This window comes from Nocardioides endophyticus, assembly GCF_039543845.1.
Taxonomy (GTDB): Bacteria; Actinomycetota; Actinomycetes; order Propionibacteriales; family Nocardioidaceae; genus Nocardioides; species Nocardioides endophyticus.
Map to the genome: position 1 here is coordinate 468,664 of NZ_BAABKN010000005.1, position 17,784 is coordinate 486,447.

Annotated in this window: 15 protein-coding genes; 7 read left to right on the forward strand and 8 right to left on the reverse strand. The window is 64.3% G+C overall.

Going from position 1 to position 17,784, the window contains the following annotated elements; translation table 11 throughout:
• Positions 1-19: 19 nt before the first annotated feature.
• The 3 genes from ABEA33_RS04515 to ABEA33_RS04525 are packed head-to-tail and all read right to left on the reverse strand — an operon-like array spanning position 20 to position 3,515.
• Positions 20-727 carry an ABC transporter ATP-binding protein gene (locus tag ABEA33_RS04515; protein WP_425577318.1) on the reverse strand — a complete coding sequence of 236 codons (708 nt, stop codon included), beginning with the start codon at positions 725-727 and terminating at the stop codon, positions 20-22.
• Positions 724-2,628 (reverse strand): branched-chain amino acid ABC transporter ATP-binding protein/permease, encoded by a 1,905-nt coding sequence (locus ABEA33_RS04520; RefSeq protein WP_345525395.1) that lies wholly within the window; start codon positions 2,626-2,628, stop codon positions 724-726. Before ABEA33_RS04520 ends, ABEA33_RS04515 begins: the two co-directional genes overlap by 4 nt.
• Positions 2,628-3,515: a branched-chain amino acid ABC transporter permease gene (locus ABEA33_RS04525; protein ID WP_345525396.1), complete on the reverse strand. Its 888-nt coding sequence runs from the start codon at positions 3,513-3,515 to the stop codon at positions 2,628-2,630. Before ABEA33_RS04525 ends, ABEA33_RS04520 begins: the two co-directional genes overlap by 1 nt.
• Positions 3,516-4,049: 534 nt before the next feature.
• Between ABEA33_RS04525 and ABEA33_RS04530 the strand changes: the two genes are divergently transcribed.
• Entirely contained in the window at positions 4,050-5,615 is a 1,566-nt protein-coding gene (locus ABEA33_RS04530; RefSeq protein ID WP_345525398.1) for an AMP-binding protein, read from the forward strand.
• Positions 5,602-7,200 (forward strand): class I adenylate-forming enzyme family protein, encoded by a 1,599-nt coding sequence (locus tag ABEA33_RS04535; protein WP_345525399.1) that lies wholly within the window; start codon positions 5,602-5,604, stop codon positions 7,198-7,200. Before ABEA33_RS04530 ends, ABEA33_RS04535 begins: the two co-directional genes overlap by 14 nt.
• On the opposite strand, the gene ABEA33_RS04540 is transcribed toward ABEA33_RS04535, so the two are convergent.
• From ABEA33_RS04540 to ABEA33_RS04560, 5 genes are all read right to left on the reverse strand, one after another.
• A complete protein-coding gene (locus ABEA33_RS04540; RefSeq protein ID WP_345525400.1) occupies positions 7,156-7,746 on the reverse strand; it encodes a TetR/AcrR family transcriptional regulator in 591 nt (196 codons plus the stop codon). The two genes, ABEA33_RS04535 and ABEA33_RS04540, sit on opposite strands and share 45 nt — an antisense overlap.
• Before the next feature lie 61 nt (positions 7,747-7,807).
• The gene (locus tag ABEA33_RS04545; protein WP_345525401.1) at positions 7,808-8,035 is read right to left on the reverse strand and encodes a ferredoxin; all 228 of its coding nucleotides are present in this window, start codon (positions 8,033-8,035) and stop codon (positions 7,808-7,810) included.
• On the reverse strand, positions 8,032-9,279 hold the full coding sequence (locus tag ABEA33_RS04550; protein ID WP_345525402.1) for a cytochrome P450: 1,248 nt from the start codon (positions 9,277-9,279) through the stop codon (positions 8,032-8,034). Before ABEA33_RS04550 ends, ABEA33_RS04545 begins: the two co-directional genes overlap by 4 nt.
• A complete protein-coding gene (locus tag ABEA33_RS04555) occupies positions 9,260-10,258 on the reverse strand; it encodes a zinc-binding dehydrogenase (protein WP_345525404.1) in 999 nt (332 codons plus the stop codon). The genes ABEA33_RS04550 and ABEA33_RS04555 overlap by 20 nt, the downstream gene beginning before the upstream one ends.
• A gap of 48 nt (positions 10,259-10,306) precedes the next feature.
• Positions 10,307-11,449, reverse strand: a complete 1,143-nt coding sequence (locus ABEA33_RS04560; RefSeq protein WP_345525405.1) for an MBL fold metallo-hydrolase — start codon at positions 11,447-11,449, stop codon at positions 10,307-10,309.
• 193 nt (positions 11,450-11,642) lie between these two features.
• Here ABEA33_RS04560 and ABEA33_RS04565 point away from each other — a divergent pair, with 193 nt between their 5' ends.
• Genes ABEA33_RS04565 through ABEA33_RS04585 form a run of 5 tightly spaced genes read left to right on the forward strand, consistent with a single transcriptional unit; the run spans position 11,643 to position 17,760 of the window.
• The gene (locus tag ABEA33_RS04565) at positions 11,643-12,839 is read left to right on the forward strand and encodes an ABC transporter substrate-binding protein (RefSeq protein ID WP_345525406.1); all 1,197 of its coding nucleotides are present in this window, start codon (positions 11,643-11,645) and stop codon (positions 12,837-12,839) included.
• 45 nt (positions 12,840-12,884) lie between these two features.
• Positions 12,885-14,453, forward strand: coding sequence for a class I adenylate-forming enzyme family protein (locus ABEA33_RS04570; RefSeq protein WP_345525407.1), 1,569 nt, complete (start codon positions 12,885-12,887; stop codon positions 14,451-14,453).
• Between the two features lie 59 nt (positions 14,454-14,512).
• Positions 14,513-15,580, forward strand: coding sequence for an aldo/keto reductase (locus ABEA33_RS04575; protein ID WP_345525408.1), 1,068 nt, complete (start codon positions 14,513-14,515; stop codon positions 15,578-15,580).
• 57 nt (positions 15,581-15,637) lie between these two features.
• Positions 15,638-16,918 carry a cytochrome P450 gene (locus tag ABEA33_RS04580; RefSeq protein WP_345525410.1) on the forward strand — a complete coding sequence of 427 codons (1,281 nt, stop codon included), beginning with the start codon at positions 15,638-15,640 and terminating at the stop codon, positions 16,916-16,918.
• Positions 16,915-17,760, forward strand: a complete 846-nt coding sequence (locus tag ABEA33_RS04585) for a PaaI family thioesterase (protein WP_345525411.1) — start codon at positions 16,915-16,917, stop codon at positions 17,758-17,760. Before ABEA33_RS04580 ends, ABEA33_RS04585 begins: the two co-directional genes overlap by 4 nt.
• Positions 17,761-17,784: the final 24 nt, after the last annotated feature.

Genomic DNA, 17,784 nt, shown 5'->3' on the forward strand with positions numbered 1-17,784 from the left:
GTCTCCTCTATGTTTGTGTTCACAGGTAGGCCCGCTGAACGGACTCGTCGTTCATCAGCTCACGCGCCGTTCCCAGGGCTGCGACGTGTCCCAGTTTGAGGACGACTCCGCGGTCCGCGATCTGAAGCGCCTGATTCGCAAGCTGCTCGACCAACAGGATCGTCACCCCCTCACGGTGCAGACGCTCGATCTCGTCGAACACGCGCTGTGTGACCAAGGGAGCGAGCCCGAGGGATGGTTCGTCGAGGATGAGGAGCTTGGGACGCGCCATCAGTGCCATCGCAATGGCGAGCATCTGCTGTTCGCCGCCTGAAAGCGATCCGGCCGCCTGGTTGCGCCGCTCCTCCAGGATTGGGAACTGGCCCACCAGCCGCGTTAGGTCCTCGTCTCGTTGCTTGCGGTCTCGTCGTGCGACGAAACCACCGAGCTTGAGGTTCTCGAAGACACTCAGGCCGGTGAAAACGCGACGGTTCTCGGGCACGTGGGCGATGCCCGCACGAGCCGTGGCAGGGCCATCCAGACGCGTCACGTCGCGCCCGTCGAAGTGGACTGCACCCGAGCTGGGCTTCATCAGGCCGGAGATCGTCCGGAGCAGGGTCGTCTTACCGGCGCCGTTGGTGCCGATGACGGTGACCAACTCTCCCTGTTCAACAGTCAAGTCGATGTCGTGAAGAACCGACACCTGGCCGTAGCCCGCGGAAAGACCGGAGATCTTCAACAAGGTCATGCTGGCTCCTGATCGCTCGGGCGGGCCGCTACCGACGGGACAGCTCCGGCCGGCTCGCCGAGATAGGCAGCGATCACCTTCGGGTCGTTGCGAATGTGTTCGGGATCGCCGTGTGAGATGACCTTGCCGAACTCGACAACGGTGACGTCATCGGACACTTCGAGCACCAACTCCATGTGGTGCTCAACGAGGAGAACGCCGATACCCCTGCCGCGCAACACGAGGATGATCTCCTTCAGCTCCTCGATCTCCGCGGAGTTGAGGCCGGCCGCCGGCTCGTCCATCAACACGAAACTGGGGCGCGTGGCCACGACGCGAGCCACCTCAAGCAGGCGGCGTTCCCCTGGCGGCAGCGAGCTCGCAGCGACGTCCGCGTGCTCCGAAAGCCCGACTGCAGTCAGCAACGACATAGCCGTATCACCTTGGCTGCGTTCCTCTCGAAGCGCAGTTGGGAATCGGAGTGCATACGAGAGAACCGAGCGTCGGCGTCTCGTGTCGAGGGCAACCAAGATGTTCTCAAGGCACGACTGATCGTCGAACAACTGTGGCACCTGGAAGGTCCGCGACAGACCTCTTCGGGCGCGCGCCGAGGTCGCCTGAGGAAGCACTTTGCCATTGATCTCTACGGTGCCCTTGTCGGCGTCAACGTAGCCCGAGATGATGTTCAGAAGTGTCGTCTTGCCGGCTCCATTGGGACCAATGAGGGCGTGAACCGTCCCCGGTGCGACCGTCAGTGTGACCTCTTGGACGGCCTTCACTCCCCCGAGGGTCTTGGCGACGCCGGATACACGCAGCCCCTCCCCGGTCGTTTCGACGGCGGGTACCACCTGTGCGATGTCAGCGCGCGCTCGCTCGGCACGAACGGCGCTCGCGCGCCTGCTCCTGATCCTTGCTGCCACCCACCACCAGAGACTCATGATCCCGCGTGGGAAGAGGTAGACCGACAGAAGCAGCACGATGCCGTAGACCAGCAGGCTTGTGTTGCCCGGGTCGTCCGTGACTCGGTTGACTTCGATCGGGATTCGAAACAGGAGGACGGCGCCCAGCAAGGGGCCGACGATCGTTCCCGCTCCGCCGAGAAGCACCATCAGGAGCAGGAGGATGGAGAGGTCAACCGTGAACGACTCGGGTGAGACGAATCCGATGAGCGGGGCGTAGAGACCACCGGCGAGACCCGCAAGGAACCCAGCCGCAGCGAATGAGGCGAGCTTTCCACGCTTGGCGTGAATTCCGATTGACTCGGCTGCCACCGGCGCGCTTCCGACGGCCTTGAGCTGTCGGCCCATCGGCGACCGCAACACCGTCACAGACAGCGCGACTGTCAGGCCGAGCACGATCGCAAGGAGCCAGTAGTACGACTCGAGATCCGCAAAGGCGTCTGGCATTGCCACGCCCTGGATCCCTTGGCCCCCGTGAGTGAGGTCGATCAGCTGCAGGGCCATCGACTGGAAGACGATCCCGTATCCCAGGGTCACCATGGCGAGGGTGAACATGCCCAGCCGAAGGGCTGGGACCGCAAGCACTACGCTGACCAAGGCACTGAGCACGGCGCCCGCAGCAAGTGCCAGCCAGAAGTTCCAGCCGTGGTCGACGGTCGTGATCGCCACGGTGTAGGCCCCGAGCCCGAAGAACGCCGCCTGTCCGATCGACAACAGGCCAGGCAACGCGATCAGGTTCACCCCGACAGCGGCAATCATGTAGACCATCAGCAACTCGGTGTTGAAGATCTCGTACCGGTTGACCTCAACGCCAATCTCACCGGTGATGGGAAAGGTCACGATGCCAGCGATCGTCGTGACGACGCGCGCGATGGCCTCTGGGCCCAAGAGAAGCAGACCCGCGGGAATCAGCCACCACGCCTTCGACCAGCGGGAGCGTCCGTATGTGGTGTATGACTCCATCAGATCCTCCGTGCCGAGTGCTGGCCGAAGATCCCCTGAGGTCGCACCATCAGTACCAGGATCAGTGCAGCAAACACGATCGCGTCCTTATAGCCGGCGCCGAAGATGTCGACGCCGAAGCTCTCGATGAGGCCCAGCAGAAGACCACCGACGATGGCACCCCGGATGTCAGGGATGCCCCCGAGCGCGGCGGCGATGAACCCTTTGAGCGCAAAGAGCAGCCCGATGGTCGGATAGGCCGAGGTCAACGGAGCGGCCATGAAACCGGCGATCGCTGCCACACTTGCACCGATCGCGAATGAGGCCATCCCGAGTGTGCTCACCGGTATGCCGCGAAGAGCCGCCGCATCTCGATCCTGGGCGATCGCGCTGAATGCGTGCCCGATCGTGGTGTGCCCGTACATCCACCACAGTCCTCCCCCGACCACGACCAGCAGCAGGATGATCGAGACCTGTGTTGGCGTGATGAAGGCTGCTCCGATGCTCCAGCGTCCTTCGCCGAAGATCGTGGGGAACGCCTTGATGTCGTTTCCGGTCAGCAACGCCCCGCCGGACCGAAGCACCAGGGACAGTCCGAGGGTCGACAGCACCCAGCCGAAGGCGTTGGGTCCCTTCGAGAGAGCGGGGCGCACGGCAAGACGTTCAGACAGTGCACCGACCAGCAGCGCGAGCGCGATCGTCGCGACGACCGCAGGCAGCATTGCCCAACCGTGCGTGACAACGAGGAACGCGCCAACGACGGTGCCGATCATCAAGAACTCCCCCTGCGCAAAGTTGAGGATTCCCGTGGTCGCGAAGATGACGTTGTAGCTGACGGCGAGCAGGCCGTAGATGGCGCCGCTGGTCAGTCCGGCGATGATGACGTTGAGCAAGTGGCCCTGGTCCATGGCTGTGCCTGTCTGGGTGAGGTGGGTCAGGGGGCAGTCGATGCGGTGGTGGCGAGCCGTTGACCGAGCTGAACACCCGCGCGTGACGACTTGCGGCTTGCGGAGGCCGAAGCGGCATGCCCGCGCCGCTCCCGCGGCCCGCCGGCCAGCAGACCTAGACCCGAGCCTCGACGCGGCGGGATGCTCGGCGACCACGCGCCGGGACAAGGAGGGGCAACCGGGACGTGGGTCGTCATTCGTCACTCCTCCATTGCTCGTACGGATCGAGAACGCTCGAATCCGATCTCGCGTCCATTCGTATGACGCCCGACACAGTCAACGCCATCAAACGTCGGACTGTCAATGTCCATCATTTGTCGTTGGCCTTCGACCAATCACTCTGATCCAGGCGCAGTGCGCGCGTCGCCCTGCGAGAGAGGCGGACTTTTCAGACCTACATTGACGATGTGGCAAACAGCCGACAATACTCAGGACAGGAGGAATCACGTGACCAGCACCCCTGAACGCCCTCGGATCAGCTCGCTTCGAGACCTGTTGACCCACGCAGCCCAGGCACAGCCCGACGCGATCGCGGTCGTCGGCCTTCGCAGCGACGGGAGCTCACCGATCCAGCTGACCTACGCGGAGCTCGACGACCTCGCCAGTCGATTCGCGGTTGGTCTGGAACGGCAGGGCGTCGGCCCGGGCGACGTCGTCGCTGTGATGCTGCCGAACCGACCTGAGTTCACCGCACTCGCGTTCGCCATCAACCAGGTCGGCGCTACTTACACCGGCATCCCGGTCGCCTACGGCCCCGGCGAGGTAGAGGCGATTCTGCGGATCAGCCGGGCGCGCGCAGTCGTGGCGGTAGACAGGTTCCGGGGATCGTCTCCGGCCTCGATTGTTCGCGAACTCCGGTCACAGCTGCCCGACCTCCAGTCTGTCGTCGTAGCGGAGCCCGACGCGGCGCTTGCCGGGACCGACGTCACCTTGGAGGAACTCTCGCGTTCGGCCGGCTCTGTTGTCGGCAACCCGCCAGCATTCGACGAGGTCTGCCACCTGGGCTTCACCTCGGGCACCACGGGCCCCCCTAAGGGGGTCATGAACTCCTGCCGCTCGCTGCTGTCGGTGATGTCTGGGCTTACCGTCCATCTGGGAAGACCCACTTTCGGTGAACCGATGGTCAACCTCGTCGGGTCTCCCATGGGGCATCACACCGGATACCTGTGGGGCATCCTGCTCTCCACCTGGCACGGCGCGACGGCCGTGCTGCTCGACCAGTGGCAGCCCGCTCGCGCGGCCGGCGTCATCGAGGAGTACGGCGTGACGGTCATGTTCGGTGCCCCGACCTTCCTCCAGGATCTCATGGCGCTGCCATCAGCGGCGGGGCCAACGAGGTTCGTGATGGCCGGCGCTCCGGTCCCCCGGCACTTGCCTGGCCAAGCCGCCACGCAGCTGGGGACGCAGGTGCTCCCGGCGTGGGGTATGACGGAGTACGGAATTGGGATCGCGTGTCCTCCGTGGGCCGATCCGTACGTCTACACAACCGACGGGCTGCCCGTCCCGGGCTGCGAGGTCCGGGTTGTCGGGGACGACGACGAAGTCCTGCCCGTCGGACGGACGGGCGAACTCCAGATCCGCGGAACCGGACTCTTCCACGGATACCTCGATCGACCCGACGCCAACGAGGAGTCGTTCGTCGACGGGTGGTTTCGGACCGGCGACACCGCTTCGATCGACGGCATTGGGTGCGTGTCCCTGCAAGGCCGCATCAAGGACATCATCATCCGAGGCGGCGAGAACATTCCCGTCTCGGTCGTCGAGGACGCCCTGGCCCTGCACCCACTGCTGGATGCCGCGACCGTTGTGGCCACGCCGGACGAACGGTTGGGAGAGCGCGCTTGCGCGGTCATAGTGCCGCTAACCTCGGTCATTCCGTCCTTCGAGGAGCTGTCGGAGTTCCTCCTCGCCAAGGGCGTATCGAAGCACTTCCTCCCTGAACGGCTGGTTGTCATGGATGCGCTTCCGATGACACCGAGCGGGAAGATCAAGAAGGCCGAGCTTCGTTCGTTGGTGCCGACGTACCTGGGTGACAGCAGGGTGGCCGATGCTCGTCACTGACTTCCTGACCAGGAATGCGCGGTTCTTCGGCGCATACGAAGCGCTCGTGGTTCCGGACGGCCGAGTATCGACGTGGCTGGAGCTCGAGCAACGGACCGAGAGCCTCGCCAGTGGCTTGTCGACGATCCTGGCCCCGGGCGAGCGGCTGGCGATGCACGCCGGGAACTGCGCCGAGTATGTCGACTTCTTCTTCGGCTGCGCCAAGAGCGGAGTCGTCGGCGCCGCAACGAACATCCGCCACTCTGAAGACGAGCTCGTCGAGTACCTCAAGAAGGTCGAGCCGAGCGCCCTGTTGGTGCACGCGGACTTGGCCGAGCGCGGTGAGCATCTCGCCAGCAAGCTCGAGTGTGTTCAGCACGTCATCGGCTTTGGCGGCGACCACGGATTCGATCGCGACCTCGAGGATCTGATCTCGACGGCCCCTGTGCGCCCCCGTCCCAAGCTTCATCCGGACGATCCGTACCAGATGTGCCCGACGAGCGGGACGACGGGAAGCACCAAGTCGGTCGTCATGAGTCATCGCAATGCGACCACGGCCATGTTGGCCTATCTGGCCGAGTACGACGCACGCGAAGGCGACACCTGGCTGCAGATGAACCCGCTGTACCTCAACGCCGGCGGACCAGCGCATCTGACGCACGTCCTCTGGAAAGGTGGGCGCACGATCGTCGTCCCGGGCGGGTTCGAGCCGCGCCGGTTCCTCGAAGCGGTAGATCGATTCAAGGTGACGCACACCTCGCTCGTGCCGACGATGGTGCGCATGATGCTTGACCTTGGCCCGCAGGTGATCTCTCGGTACGACGTCACGAGCCTTCGAAGCGTCGTGCTTGGGGGTGCGCCTGTGACGGCGCCCTTCCTCGAGGAGGCGGAGGCTGTATTCGGGCGAGTCTTCAACTCAACGTACGGCATGACCGAGACGTATTCGACCGGACTGATCCTGCGAACGGAGGCCGTCGTCGACGAGAGCGGCGCGGTACGGCCCGACCGCCTCGCCACCGCGGGCCGTCCGCACCTGCACCTCGATGCCCGAGTTGTTGCCGAGGACGGTTCGGACGTGCCTGCGGACGGGGAGACGGTCGGCGAGATCTGGCTCCAGGGGGACAGCATCACCAGCGGGTACTTCCGGGACCCGGATGCGACCAGAGACTCTCGCAGTGCCGACGGCGCCTGGTTCAAGACTGGAGACCTAGCTACCAAGGATTCTGAGGGATACGTCAAGATCGTCGATCGATTGAAGGACGTCATCATCTCCGGCGGGCTTAATGTCACTTCCGGTGAGATCGAAGGGGTCCTCTCGACTCATCCTGAGGTCTTGGAGGTGTCCGTCATCGGCGTTCCACATCCGACCTGGGGCGAAGCTGTCCATGCAGTCATCGTTCGACGGACCAAGGGCATGCAGGACGAGTTGACTCGCGATGAGCTGACCGAGCAGTTGGCGGCCATCGCTCGAGAGCGGCTGGGCGGCTACAAACGCCCGAAGAGCTACAGCTATGTCGTCGCCTTGCCGCGGAACTCGACGGGGAAGGTCTTGAAGCGCGAGCTACGCAGGACGTTGGCCGGCCAAGGAGGGGTCCAGGCCGAGTGACTTCAACGCCATCGCGACCACCTCCCGTTGGACGGTCACGAGGGTGCTCGAGACGTCCCACAGCACAACCGCGTTCAACATCCCCAGCAGTGCAATGGCTCGTGCGCGGCATTGAGCTCGATCCGCGCTTGGATCAAGCGCCTGCAGCAACTCCGCCCAGTGCTTCATGTATCGGTGTTGCAGAGAACGAAGACGCGGAACGTCCTCGGCCGGCAGCGCGTCGAACGACGTCAGCGTGAGTCGTGAGGTCGCGCGCTGCTTGAGGGCCCGCGCAACGTGGCGTTCGACCAGGTCTGCTGCCGCTCGTTGCGGGTCCTGTTCGCGCCGGGCATCCTCGGCATCCTGCAGGATGCCGAGGAGTCCCTCTTCGAACAGCGCTGCAAGGACGGCTTGCTTGCCGGAGAAGTAGTAGTAGACGGCCGGCCCGGTCACCCCGACGGCTTCGCCGATGTCGTCCACCCCGACGTTCGAGTAGCCGCGCTCGGCAAACAAGTAGGCCGCAGCCTCGAGGATCTTCTTTCGTCTGCGCTCTGACTTGGTCGCCATGTGTGGATTCTCTCGCGCTTGTTGCCAGCCGTGTGGGCCGACCCGCCCACTGTCCCGTTCCTCAGCGCAGGGACTCAGAATCCGAAGGGTCTTTCCGCGTCACCCGAATCGCCTGCTCTGGGCAGTTCGCGGCTGCCGATGCCGCGAACTCGACGTCGTGTCCCGCGGGCGTGGATCTGATGACTCGTGCGTATCCGAGATCGTCGAACTCGAACAGGTGGGGAGCCAGCGCCTCACATCGGCCATGTCCCTGGCACAGCAGATCGTCGATCGTGACGTTCACGCTCATCTGCGAACTTCCCCGATCGCGATCGGTACATTTGCTGGTCCTCGAACCTGACCGCCCCAGTATTCGATGGTCACGTCCGCACGAAGCGAGAAGACCGGGTACCGGCGCAGCCACTCCTCGAGCGCGACTCTCAGCTCGAGGCGTGCCAGATGCGAGCCGAGACACCGGTGTATTCCCAGGCCGAAGGCGATGTGGTTGTTCGGTTCCCGGTCGAGCTTGATCTGGTCCGGATCATCGAAAGCCTCCGGGTCTCGGTTCGCCGCGGCCAAGGGCAGGATGACCCGCTCGTTCGCGGGCAGGTCCTGGCCGCCGATATTGACCTCACGCGTGGTGACTCGGGCGTTCGAGACCGGCGCAAAGGCCCGAAGAAACTCCTCGACGGCGGCGGGAATCAGCCTCGGATCATCGACCAGTTGCTCCCGATCGGCCGGGTGGCTGGCCAGGTGCAACAGGCTGGAGGAAAGCGCGGCCCAGGTGGTGTCGATGCCCGCGACCAAGAGTAGGAAGCACATACCCAACATGCGCTCCTCGTCGATCGACGGGTCTTCGGCCTGGAGCCGGAGCAGATGTCCGAGAAGGTCAGGTCGATCCTCGACGCACCCCGGTTCGCTGAGGACCTCGCGAAAGTAGTCGAGCAGTCCGCGAGCAGCGCGTTCGCGCTGCTCGAGATCACGTGGCCCGCTGCGGAGCAGCTGGTCGACCATCGTCTCGAGAGCCGATGCGTCATCGGCTCGCACGCCGAGCATCTCTAGCGTGACCTGCATCGGCACGTGACCGGCGTACTCGGTTGCAGCATCGATCTCCTGGCGACCATCGAGGCGGTCCAGGCTTTCGACGGCGATTTCACGGATCCGCGTTTCCCAGCTGGAGACCGCTGACTTGGTGAACAGGGGCATCAACAACTTGCGATGGGCGGCATGGTACGGGGGATCCGAGGACAGCGGCGGGACCCGCAGACCTTTGCCAACCGGCGGTATCGGGCCGGTCACCTCGAGTGCGCGTGACGAGAAGTCCTCCGGGCGTCGAGCGATCTCCTTGACGGTCTCGAAACCTGTTGGCAGCCACGAGCCTCCCCAGCGATCCGAGTGCGCGACGGGACAGGTTCCGCGCAGTTCGTCCCAGGTCGGGTAGGGGTTTCGGAGGTAGTCAGGGTCGAGGATGTCGAAATCATCAGAAGACCGATCGCCGGCCGGGCACACTCCCGGTGCACGGTACGGCTCGGCCTCATCGAGCACGTCGGCCATCCGTCCTCGTCCAATCCAGGACCGCCCGGTGGGCGCGGCGTTCTCGGACTGCGTCGATGGCCTCGGCCACCTGGTCGGCAGCAAACACATCCGCCGGCCACATCGCCATCCGGCCTCTGGCTGCAGCGTCGAACAACGCAACGAGCCCCGTTCTGGCTTGCTCAGTGCGCCGCGCCCAGTAGTCGGTGATCTGGATGCCTGACACGCTGACGTTCTTGACCAGCAGCAGACCAGCTTTCGGGGACGGGATCGAGCCTCCGGCGAAGCCAACGACGACGAGCCGTCCCTGCCACGCGAGAGACCGCAGGGCGGCGTCGAACACAGGACTTCCGACGGCCTCGATGACGACGTCGACCCCTTTGCCGCCAGTGAGTTCGCGGACGACTGTCCGAAGTTCGTCTGGATCGGCGGACACGACGTGGTCGGCGAACTTCCCCACTGCGTCGTGCACCGCCTCCGGTCTCCGGACTGAAGCGATGACGCGACACCCGAGATCGGCGGCGATCTGGACGGCAGCTGTGCCGACGATCCCATTCGCACCGGTGATCAAAACGACGTCATCGCTGGTCACGTGGGCCCGATGGTGAAGCGCGTGGTGCGCGGTCAAAGCCGAGATAGGCATGGACACCGCGTCACGGGGATCGACTCCGTCAGGCACCGCCGCGATCCGATCCTCGTGAATGACCAGGACCTCTTGGAATGCTCCGCTCGTGAGCCGCCCGGCCACCCGGGTGCCGATGTCGAAGCGGCTTGCGCCCTCCCCGACCGAGACCACGACACCGACGAACTCGGTGCCTGGGACAAAGGGTAGTTCTGGCAGGCTCTGGTAGGTGCCTTCGATCACCATCAGGTCGGGGAAGCTCAGCGCCGTGTACTCCACCTGTACGGCGACGTCACCGACCGATGGTTCGGGCACAGCCGCCTCGAGTATTCCGATGCGGGCCGGCAATCCAAACTCGCTCAGCACTGCTGCACGCACGAGATCTCCTTTTCAGTTCGTCCGATGTGGGCCGCCCGTGGCAGACGCTCAGAACTGGCCGTGCTTGAGGTGCAGATGAGAAAAGGTCGGCTTGGTGCCCGGGTTGAGGAAGAGGCCAGTCAGCTCACTGGTGGGGAAGAACTGGAGGAAGCGTGGGTCGGCCTGGGCCGGATCAGCGATCGCCTTCTCGATGATGATCGAGTTGTACTGCTCTGCCGTGGTCTCGATCGTGTTGGCGTTGAGGATGACTTCCTGACCGATGCTCCTCGCCCACCTGGCCAGTCCCGGGATCTTGCTGTGCTCTGGTGTCATGGCCTCCGCAGCGATGACGTTCTCACTCATCACCCAGACACCGGTGTCAGTGTTGAGCACCAAGGAGTGGTTTCCGTAGGCATGTCCGGGCGTCGAGAGAAACGCGACACCTGGACCGAGCAGGACGTCTCCGTCGAGGGGCAGCAGGCCTTCCGGTCGAAGGTCGCGATAGGTCTCCGGCTGGTACCAGGGCACCTGGAGTGGGTGCAGGTCGGCCATTGCCTCGAGCTCGTAGCGCTGGACCAGCAGCTTCGCGTTGGGAAAGTAGGGCTCGACGGGCGCATCGGGTGAGAGGTCCGGCTGGGGGGTAGTGGTGCCGATCCATCGGCGAACGTCCTGCGTGTGCAGATGGTCGAACGCGAGATAGTCGACGTCCTGAGGCTTGATCCCCAGATTTGCGAGCACGGACTTCACCGTCGCGTGTGTGGTGATCTCACGATCACGGATCTGCTTGGGAAGGCTGTTGTAGAGCTTGACCAGGTACGGGGTGTTGGCCCCGAGTCGCCCGTCGCTCGGTTCGAACAGCAGCGTGCGAACCCGGCCGCCAGTCTCAGTCCAGCGGATGACCGTGAGGCGGTTGGTGATCTTCAGAAGCGGGGCGGGCGTGACGGCGGCTCTCCACAGCCCGAACTTGGTCGGATAGGGCACGCCGGTCAGGTCGAACGTCTCGACGTAGTCCGGCTTGCCGGTGGTCAAGAACTCCGATTTGAAGTCGGCGGCGGCTGTGCGGAGGGCACGCAGCCGTGCGCCGTACCCTCCGTCGATGTCCCGAGCCGGCTGGAGGACATCGATCGCGGTGAACGGCGACGCGGCGCTGTCCGGCCGGGCAATCGTGAGTCGCTCCCGCTCACTGGGTGGCTGGGTAGCACTGAGAGTCATGTCGGTTCCTCCGCCTCTTTTAACGACCGTTCAACTTGACGGTAGCACTGACACCGGGTCGAACAAAGGTCTGGACGTAAAAGTTGGACATTGACAGTTGGACTTTTGATGTACTTGACTGTGTCGCACGTCATACGGCCGCTGGGAGCTATGAGCTCCCGTCCCAAGAGCCGTCCTCGCATCAGGAGTTGTTATGAATGTTCGCCGGTGGATCGCGATCACAGCGGCCGTTGGGGTCGGCCTAGCCATCTCGGGATGTGGCTCAAGCTCAGGCGATAGCACAGCCTCGGGGGGCGACTGTGCCCAGTCGGTCAAGCTCGGCCTTCTGGCAACGCTCTCAGGGCCGGGCGCCGCGCTCGGCGAACTCACGAAGAACGGGGCGGAGCTCGCGGTGAGCCAGGCCAACGAGGCAGGCGATGTATGCATCGATCTCGTGGTGAAGGACGACGCCGGCGACCCGACTAAGGCTTCGCAGGCGACCCGAGAGCTGGTCGACCAGGAGGAGGTCGACGCGGTCGCTGGCCCTCTGCTGACCGGACCTACCGGTGCCGCACTGCCCATCACCACTCCGGCCAAGATCGTCTCGATCGTCACCAGTTCGGCGAAGTTCGCCGGTGACCCCACCGAGTTCCCGTACACCTTCCAGGTGACCTCCCAGTCCGGCACGCTCGCAGACGCATACGTCGCGTACATGAAGGACCACGGCCTGACCAAGGCTGCGGCACTTGTAGTGAACAACGAGTTCGGCACGGACCTTCTGTCTGAATTCAAGCGGGCATCGGAGGGCACCGACATCGAGTTGGTCTCGGAGGAGACGTTCGTCTCGGGAAGCGTCGATGCAGCGCCGCAGGTCTCCAAGATGAAGGCATCTGGCGCCGATACCTTCCTCAACATGCTCGCTGTCGATCCCGATCACATTGCCGCTATCAAGGCCCGCAACTCGCTGGACTGGGACGTCCCGATGCTCGGCGTCCAGTCTATCGCCAACGCATCGATCCCCCAGGCAGTCGGCGCCGACGGCATGGCCAAGGTCTATGCGGTCGGGTACAGGAACCTCGCCAGCGATGGCACGGCGGGCGTCCCCTCGAGCCCGCTCGCCGCCACGTTCAAGACCGACTACATGAAGGCGACCGGGGCCAAGACGCTGGACGGGTCGTTCTACATGGCCGCCAGCACCTATGACGCTGTCAACCTCCTCGTGGCTGCGTACAAGGAGACCGGGGAGACGGACAGCGACGCAGTGAAGGATTACCTGGCGTCAGCCACGTACGACGGGGTCGCGGCGAGCTACGAGTTCAGCTCCGACAACCACAACGGCATCACCGTCGAGGATCTGACGTTCGTCGATGCCGGGGCTGGCACCGACGGCATCATGCCTATCGCAGGCTGAGCTCGACTCACTCACGCGCAAAGTCAAAGACAGGACGGCGACATCATGCTCATCGGCGACATCTCTCGACGCAACGCGGACTTCTTCGGAGATCGAGAAGCGCTCGTGGAACCCGGTGGACGGGTCCGTACCTGGCTTGAGGTCGAGGAGCGCACCAACCGCATGGCTCGTGCGCTCCTCGACCTCGGACTCGGCAAGGGTGACCGACTCGCGATGTTCTCGGTGAACTGCGTGGAGTACGTTGAGTTCTTCTTCGCCTGCGCGAAGTCAGGGGTCGTCGGCTCCCCCATGAATGTGCGTCTCGCGCCGCCTGAGAACGTGAAGTACGCAAACTACGCCGAGCCGCGAGCCGTGCTCGTCCACGCCAGCCTCGTCGAGGAGGCGAGGGCGTGGATCGCTGAGACGCCATCGATCGAGATGGTGATTGGGTTCGGTGGAGAGCACGATCTCGACCTCGACCTGGAGGCGATCGCCGCCGCGTCGAGTGGCGACGTGTCGTCTGTCGTCCTGACCCCTGACGACCCATACATGCTCTGCCCGACGAGTGGCACCACCGGGGTCTCCAAGGGTGCGTTGATGACCCAGGGCAACGCGATCTCCGGCATCTTCGGCTGGCTCGCGGACTACCCCGTGAACGAGGGCGACACCAATCTTCAGTGCATCCCGCAATACCTGAACGCCGGCGGCCCGGCCCACATCCATCCAGTGTTCACAAAGGGTGGCAGGTCGGTCATCCTGCCGGGATTCGATCCGCTCGGCTTCCTCCAATCAGTGGACCGGTACAGGGTGACCCACACCACGGCGGTGCCGACGATGATCTCCATGGTTCTTGACCACCAGGAGCGGCCCGCCTACGACCTCTCTAGTCTCCGTGTCATCGTGCTCGGAGGTTCCCCGGTCGCGGCGCCTCTCGTCGTACGTGTCCGGTCCGAGATCGGCGACTGCCTCTATCCCACCCTCGGCATGGCCGAGACATACTCGTGCGGCCTTGTCCTTCGGCCTCAAAACCAGCACCCGGACGGGTCGCTCGAGGAGATAAGGCGGCTCGGCTCCCTCGGCAAGCCGCACACCCATCTCCAGGTTCGCATCGTTGGCGCCGACGGCAAGGACGTCCCGCACGACAACACCACACACGGTGAGATCTGGTTCAAGGGTGGCTCCGTGTCACCGGAGTACTTCCGTATGCCGGAGGAGACTGCGGCCGCACGCGTCGAGGGTTGGCTTCGTACGGGCGACGTGGCAGTCATCGACGACGATGGCTATGTCACGGTCGTCGACAGGCTCAAGGACATCATCATCTCCGGCGGGTACAACGTCGCGAGCGGCGAGGTCGAGAGCGTGCTGTGTGAGCATCCGGCCGTTGCCGAAGCCGCCGTCATCGGCACCCCCCACGACACGTGGGGCGAGGCTGTCCACGCCGTCATCGTTCGGCGACCGGCCCAAGATGTGACCGAACAGGAGCTCATCGAGTTCGCTGGGGCGCGCCTCGCCGGCTACAAGCGTCCACGGTCGGTCATCTTTGTCAGCGCTCTGCCTCGCAACCCGACGGGCAAGGTCCTGAAGCGCGAACTCCGGGCGACCTACCGAGATCAAGGATCACTCAGTGACGCGTGACCGAGCGACCTTGACCCAGCGCCTTGACCAGCGCCTCACCAGGGAGCGAGACCGGACCTATGGAGTACAACGCGCTAGGCAGTAGCGGCTTGATGGTGTCGGCGCTGGCGCTCGGCACCATGACATTTGGTGTGGAGACGGACGAGACACAGGCCGTCGCCATGCTCGACCAATTCGTCGAGCAAGGCGGCACGCTCATCGACACGGCGGACGTATACGGCGAAGGGGCAGCGGAGCAGATCATCGGCCGCTGGCTCCGGAACGTGCCGCAAAGCTGCCGGGACGGACTAGTGCTGACCACCAAGGGCAGGTTCCGCACGGGCGCGGATGCCAACGCCGAGGGGCTCTCCCGCCGTCACCTGACTCGCGCCCTCGAGACTTCCCTCCGCCGTCTCGACCAGGAGCACGTCGATCTCTACCAGTTGCACGCCTGGGACGACCTGGTGCCCCTCGAAGAGACCCTCGAGTTCGCACGGGATGCGGTTGCCAGAGGCCTGATCGGATATCTCGGGGTATCCAACTTTCACGGGTGGCAGGTCCAGAGAGCATCAGACCTTGCTGACCTCGGGCACCACCTGAGGATCGTGTCCAACCAGGTGCAGTACAACTTGATGAGCAGAGAGGTTGAGCTCGAGATCGTTCCCGCGTGCCTCCGCTCGGGCATCGGATTGCTGGCATGGTCACCGCTGGCCGGCGGCTGGCTCACCGGAAAGTACAGGAACGACGAGACCCCCGGCACCACGACTCGGATGGGTCAGGATCTTCCGCCCTGGCTGGCACCGATGCGACGGGCCGCATCGCGCGGAGTCGAGGCCTACCAACGGCGCGCGGGTGACTCCCAGACCTGGGAACTGCTGCGCGTCCTCCAGGACGTGGCAACGGAGGTCGGAGCCTCCCAGACCGCCGTGTCGTTGCGCTGGCTCACGTCGCGCCCGGCGGTCGCCTCCGTGATCGTCGGCGCTCGCCACGCAGATCAGCTGCAGCAGAGCATGGCGACAACCGATTGTGCGCTGGACCCCACACACCTCGAGGCCCTCGATCGCGCTTGGGCCCCGACCTACGGCGACTATCCGTATGGCCCGATCGGGCAGAACACGACACGACGATCGATCTCCACGACGCATTGACCGGTCGACTGCCACCGACTATTCTTTGAACCGTCGTTAAAAAACTGGAGGCCTTCCGTGGATCAAGACTTCACCGACCCGATGGACATCGAGACCGTTCGATGCCCGTTCCCGTTCTACGAGTCTCTCCGCAATCATGCGGGGCCGTGGGATTTGCCGAACGTCGGCTTCAGCCTCATCGGACGCTATGAGGATGTCAGTTACGCGCTTGCCGACGTCGACGACTTCACCGCGAAGGTAGGCCCCGGCCTGAGCCGGCGGATGACGCCCGAGGTCCGCGCTGTTCTCGCCGAGGGCTACCCCCGGATGAACACGTTGCTCGCAAACGATCCGCCGAGCCACACGAGGTACCGATCCCTGGTCAAGTCCGCATTCAGCCCGCGGCGCGTACGGTCGATGGAACCGTCCGTGCGTCGTGTCGCGCAGGAGCTCGCGGCCGACCTGGCCGCGGCCGGTGACGACGCCGACTTCGTGGAGCTCTTCGCGCAGAAGCTGCCGCTGATGGTGATCGCCGACGCGCTCGGAGTTCCTCGCAAGGACCTTCCGGCCTTCAAGCGCTGGTCTGACGACTCGGTCGCGCCACTCGGGGGCATGATTACGCCAGAGCGAGAACTCGAGTGCCACCGGAGCGTGAACGAGCTGCAGGCATACATGGTGGAGCGAATCGAGGAACGCCGCGCCGCACCCCAAGACGACCTGCTCACCGATCTCATCCAGGCACAGACCGAGGACCAGCAACCCCTCACGATCCCGGAGATCCTGGCGATCGTTCACGTCATTCTCGTCGCTGGCAACGAGACCACGACCAATCTCATTTCAAGCTGCATGTTAATGCTGCTGGACCATCCCGATGTCGAGGAACGCGCCCGCACAGACAGCGACTATCTGGCGCGAGTCGTAGAGGAGACTCTTCGTCGTGAGGCGCCAGTGCAGGGCACGGGCCGCATGAACCGCGGTCAAGTCTCACTGGCTGACGAGAAGGTCACCGAGACCACCCGAATCATGGCCATGATCGGGGCCGCGAATCTTGACGAGAGCGTCTTCGAAAACGCACAGGACTTCAACCCCGAGCGAAGCAACGTCCGATCCCATCTGGCGTTCGGCAAGGGAATCCACACATGCCTTGGTTCCAGTTTGGCGCGCCTCGAGGCACTGGTGGCGTTCGAGGAGCTCTTCGCCACGTTCGAGCGCTTCGGCCTGGCGGCTAACCGAGACGCCCTCGCCTATCACCCGAACTTCATCCTTCGCGCGCTCGAGTCGCTCCCCCTCCAGACCGTGGCTCAACGCTCCGGCGAGGGGCACGGCTGCCCGGTCCGTAGCGCGGCGGTCGAGGGTTGAGCGCCCTGGCACAACCAGCTTCGGGAGTTGAACGGGTCATCGATCCGCGAACGATTGGTCGACTCACCCATCTGCTGAACTCATGCCCCGCCGAGTATCTCGCCGGATTCGAGGTCGCCAGCGGCGGTCGAGGCTGGGTCACCATGACGGCGGCGGCTTGGCACGCTGACAGCGCCGCCGCACGCATCCCACTGCTCGCGGACGCTGCGCTCGGAAGAGCCCTGCTGGCAGGCATTGACCCTGATTGGACATGCAGGACCGTTGATCTGCGCCTAGACATGATCAGCACCGTCCCGCCAGCTGACGAAACGCTGCACTGCGATGCGGAACTGCGTGGAATGAGCAGCGACTTCGGTGTTTGCCAGGCAGACATCCGCCTTGCGGACGGCAGCCTCGTGGCCACGGCCTCCAGCCAGTTCATAGCACTGGCCCAGGAAGTCCCATGGACAAGTCCTGATCAAGGACGCCTGACAGGCGTCTCCTCGGCCTTCCAGCCGCGACGCGCAACTACCTGCGGGCCAGGAAGCCTCGAGCTTGACTACGCAGTCGATTCCGGAATGCTCAACCTCCAGCGGATGGTGCACGGCGGCGTGCAAGCCGCCCTACTCTCGGACGGGTTGCATCGGGCCGTGCAAGCCGAATCGACGGCGGGCATTCGGCTCCTGTCCTTGAACGTGGAATATCACCGCCCAATTCCACTACCTCCGGGAGAGTCGATGCAGGTCGAAGCCACTGTCGACCGATCGGGTCGTCGCGTCGCTGTGGCCCACGCGCGAATCGCTTCAACCGAGGGCAAGGTGCAGGCCATCGCTCATGCTTCGTTCGCCCGAAGCGGGGCCTGACCAATGAACGAGAGGTAACGAACC

What these genes read in the sequence shown, in the direction of transcription:
- ABEA33_RS04540 (WP_345525400.1), bottom strand. Translation starts at nt 7,746, where the DNA reads ATGGCGACCAAGTCAGAGCGCAGACGAAAGAAGATCCTCGAGGCTGCG.
- ABEA33_RS04550 (WP_345525402.1), bottom strand. Translation starts at nt 9,279, where the DNA reads ATGGCCGACGTGCTCGATGAGGCCGAGCCGTACCGTGCACCGGGAGTG.
- ABEA33_RS04565 (WP_345525406.1), top strand. Translation starts at nt 11,643, where the DNA reads ATGAATGTTCGCCGGTGGATCGCGATCACAGCGGCCGTTGGGGTCGGC.
- ABEA33_RS04545 (WP_345525401.1), bottom strand. Translation starts at nt 8,035, where the DNA reads ATGAGCGTGAACGTCACGATCGACGATCTGCTGTGCCAGGGACATGGC.
- ABEA33_RS04525 (WP_345525396.1), bottom strand. Translation starts at nt 3,515, where the DNA reads ATGGACCAGGGCCACTTGCTCAACGTCATCATCGCCGGACTGACCAGC.
- ABEA33_RS04570 (WP_345525407.1), top strand. Translation starts at nt 12,885, where the DNA reads ATGCTCATCGGCGACATCTCTCGACGCAACGCGGACTTCTTCGGAGAT.
- ABEA33_RS04560 (WP_345525405.1), bottom strand. Translation starts at nt 11,449, where the DNA reads ATGACTCTCAGTGCTACCCAGCCACCCAGTGAGCGGGAGCGACTCACG.
- ABEA33_RS04520 (WP_345525395.1), bottom strand. Translation starts at nt 2,628, where the DNA reads ATGGAGTCATACACCACATACGGACGCTCCCGCTGGTCGAAGGCGTGG.
- ABEA33_RS04575 (WP_345525408.1), top strand. Translation starts at nt 14,513, where the DNA reads ATGGAGTACAACGCGCTAGGCAGTAGCGGCTTGATGGTGTCGGCGCTG.
- ABEA33_RS04535 (WP_345525399.1), top strand. Translation starts at nt 5,602, where the DNA reads ATGCTCGTCACTGACTTCCTGACCAGGAATGCGCGGTTCTTCGGCGCA.
- ABEA33_RS04515 (WP_425577318.1), bottom strand. Translation starts at nt 727, where the DNA reads ATGACCTTGTTGAAGATCTCCGGTCTTTCCGCGGGCTACGGCCAGGTG.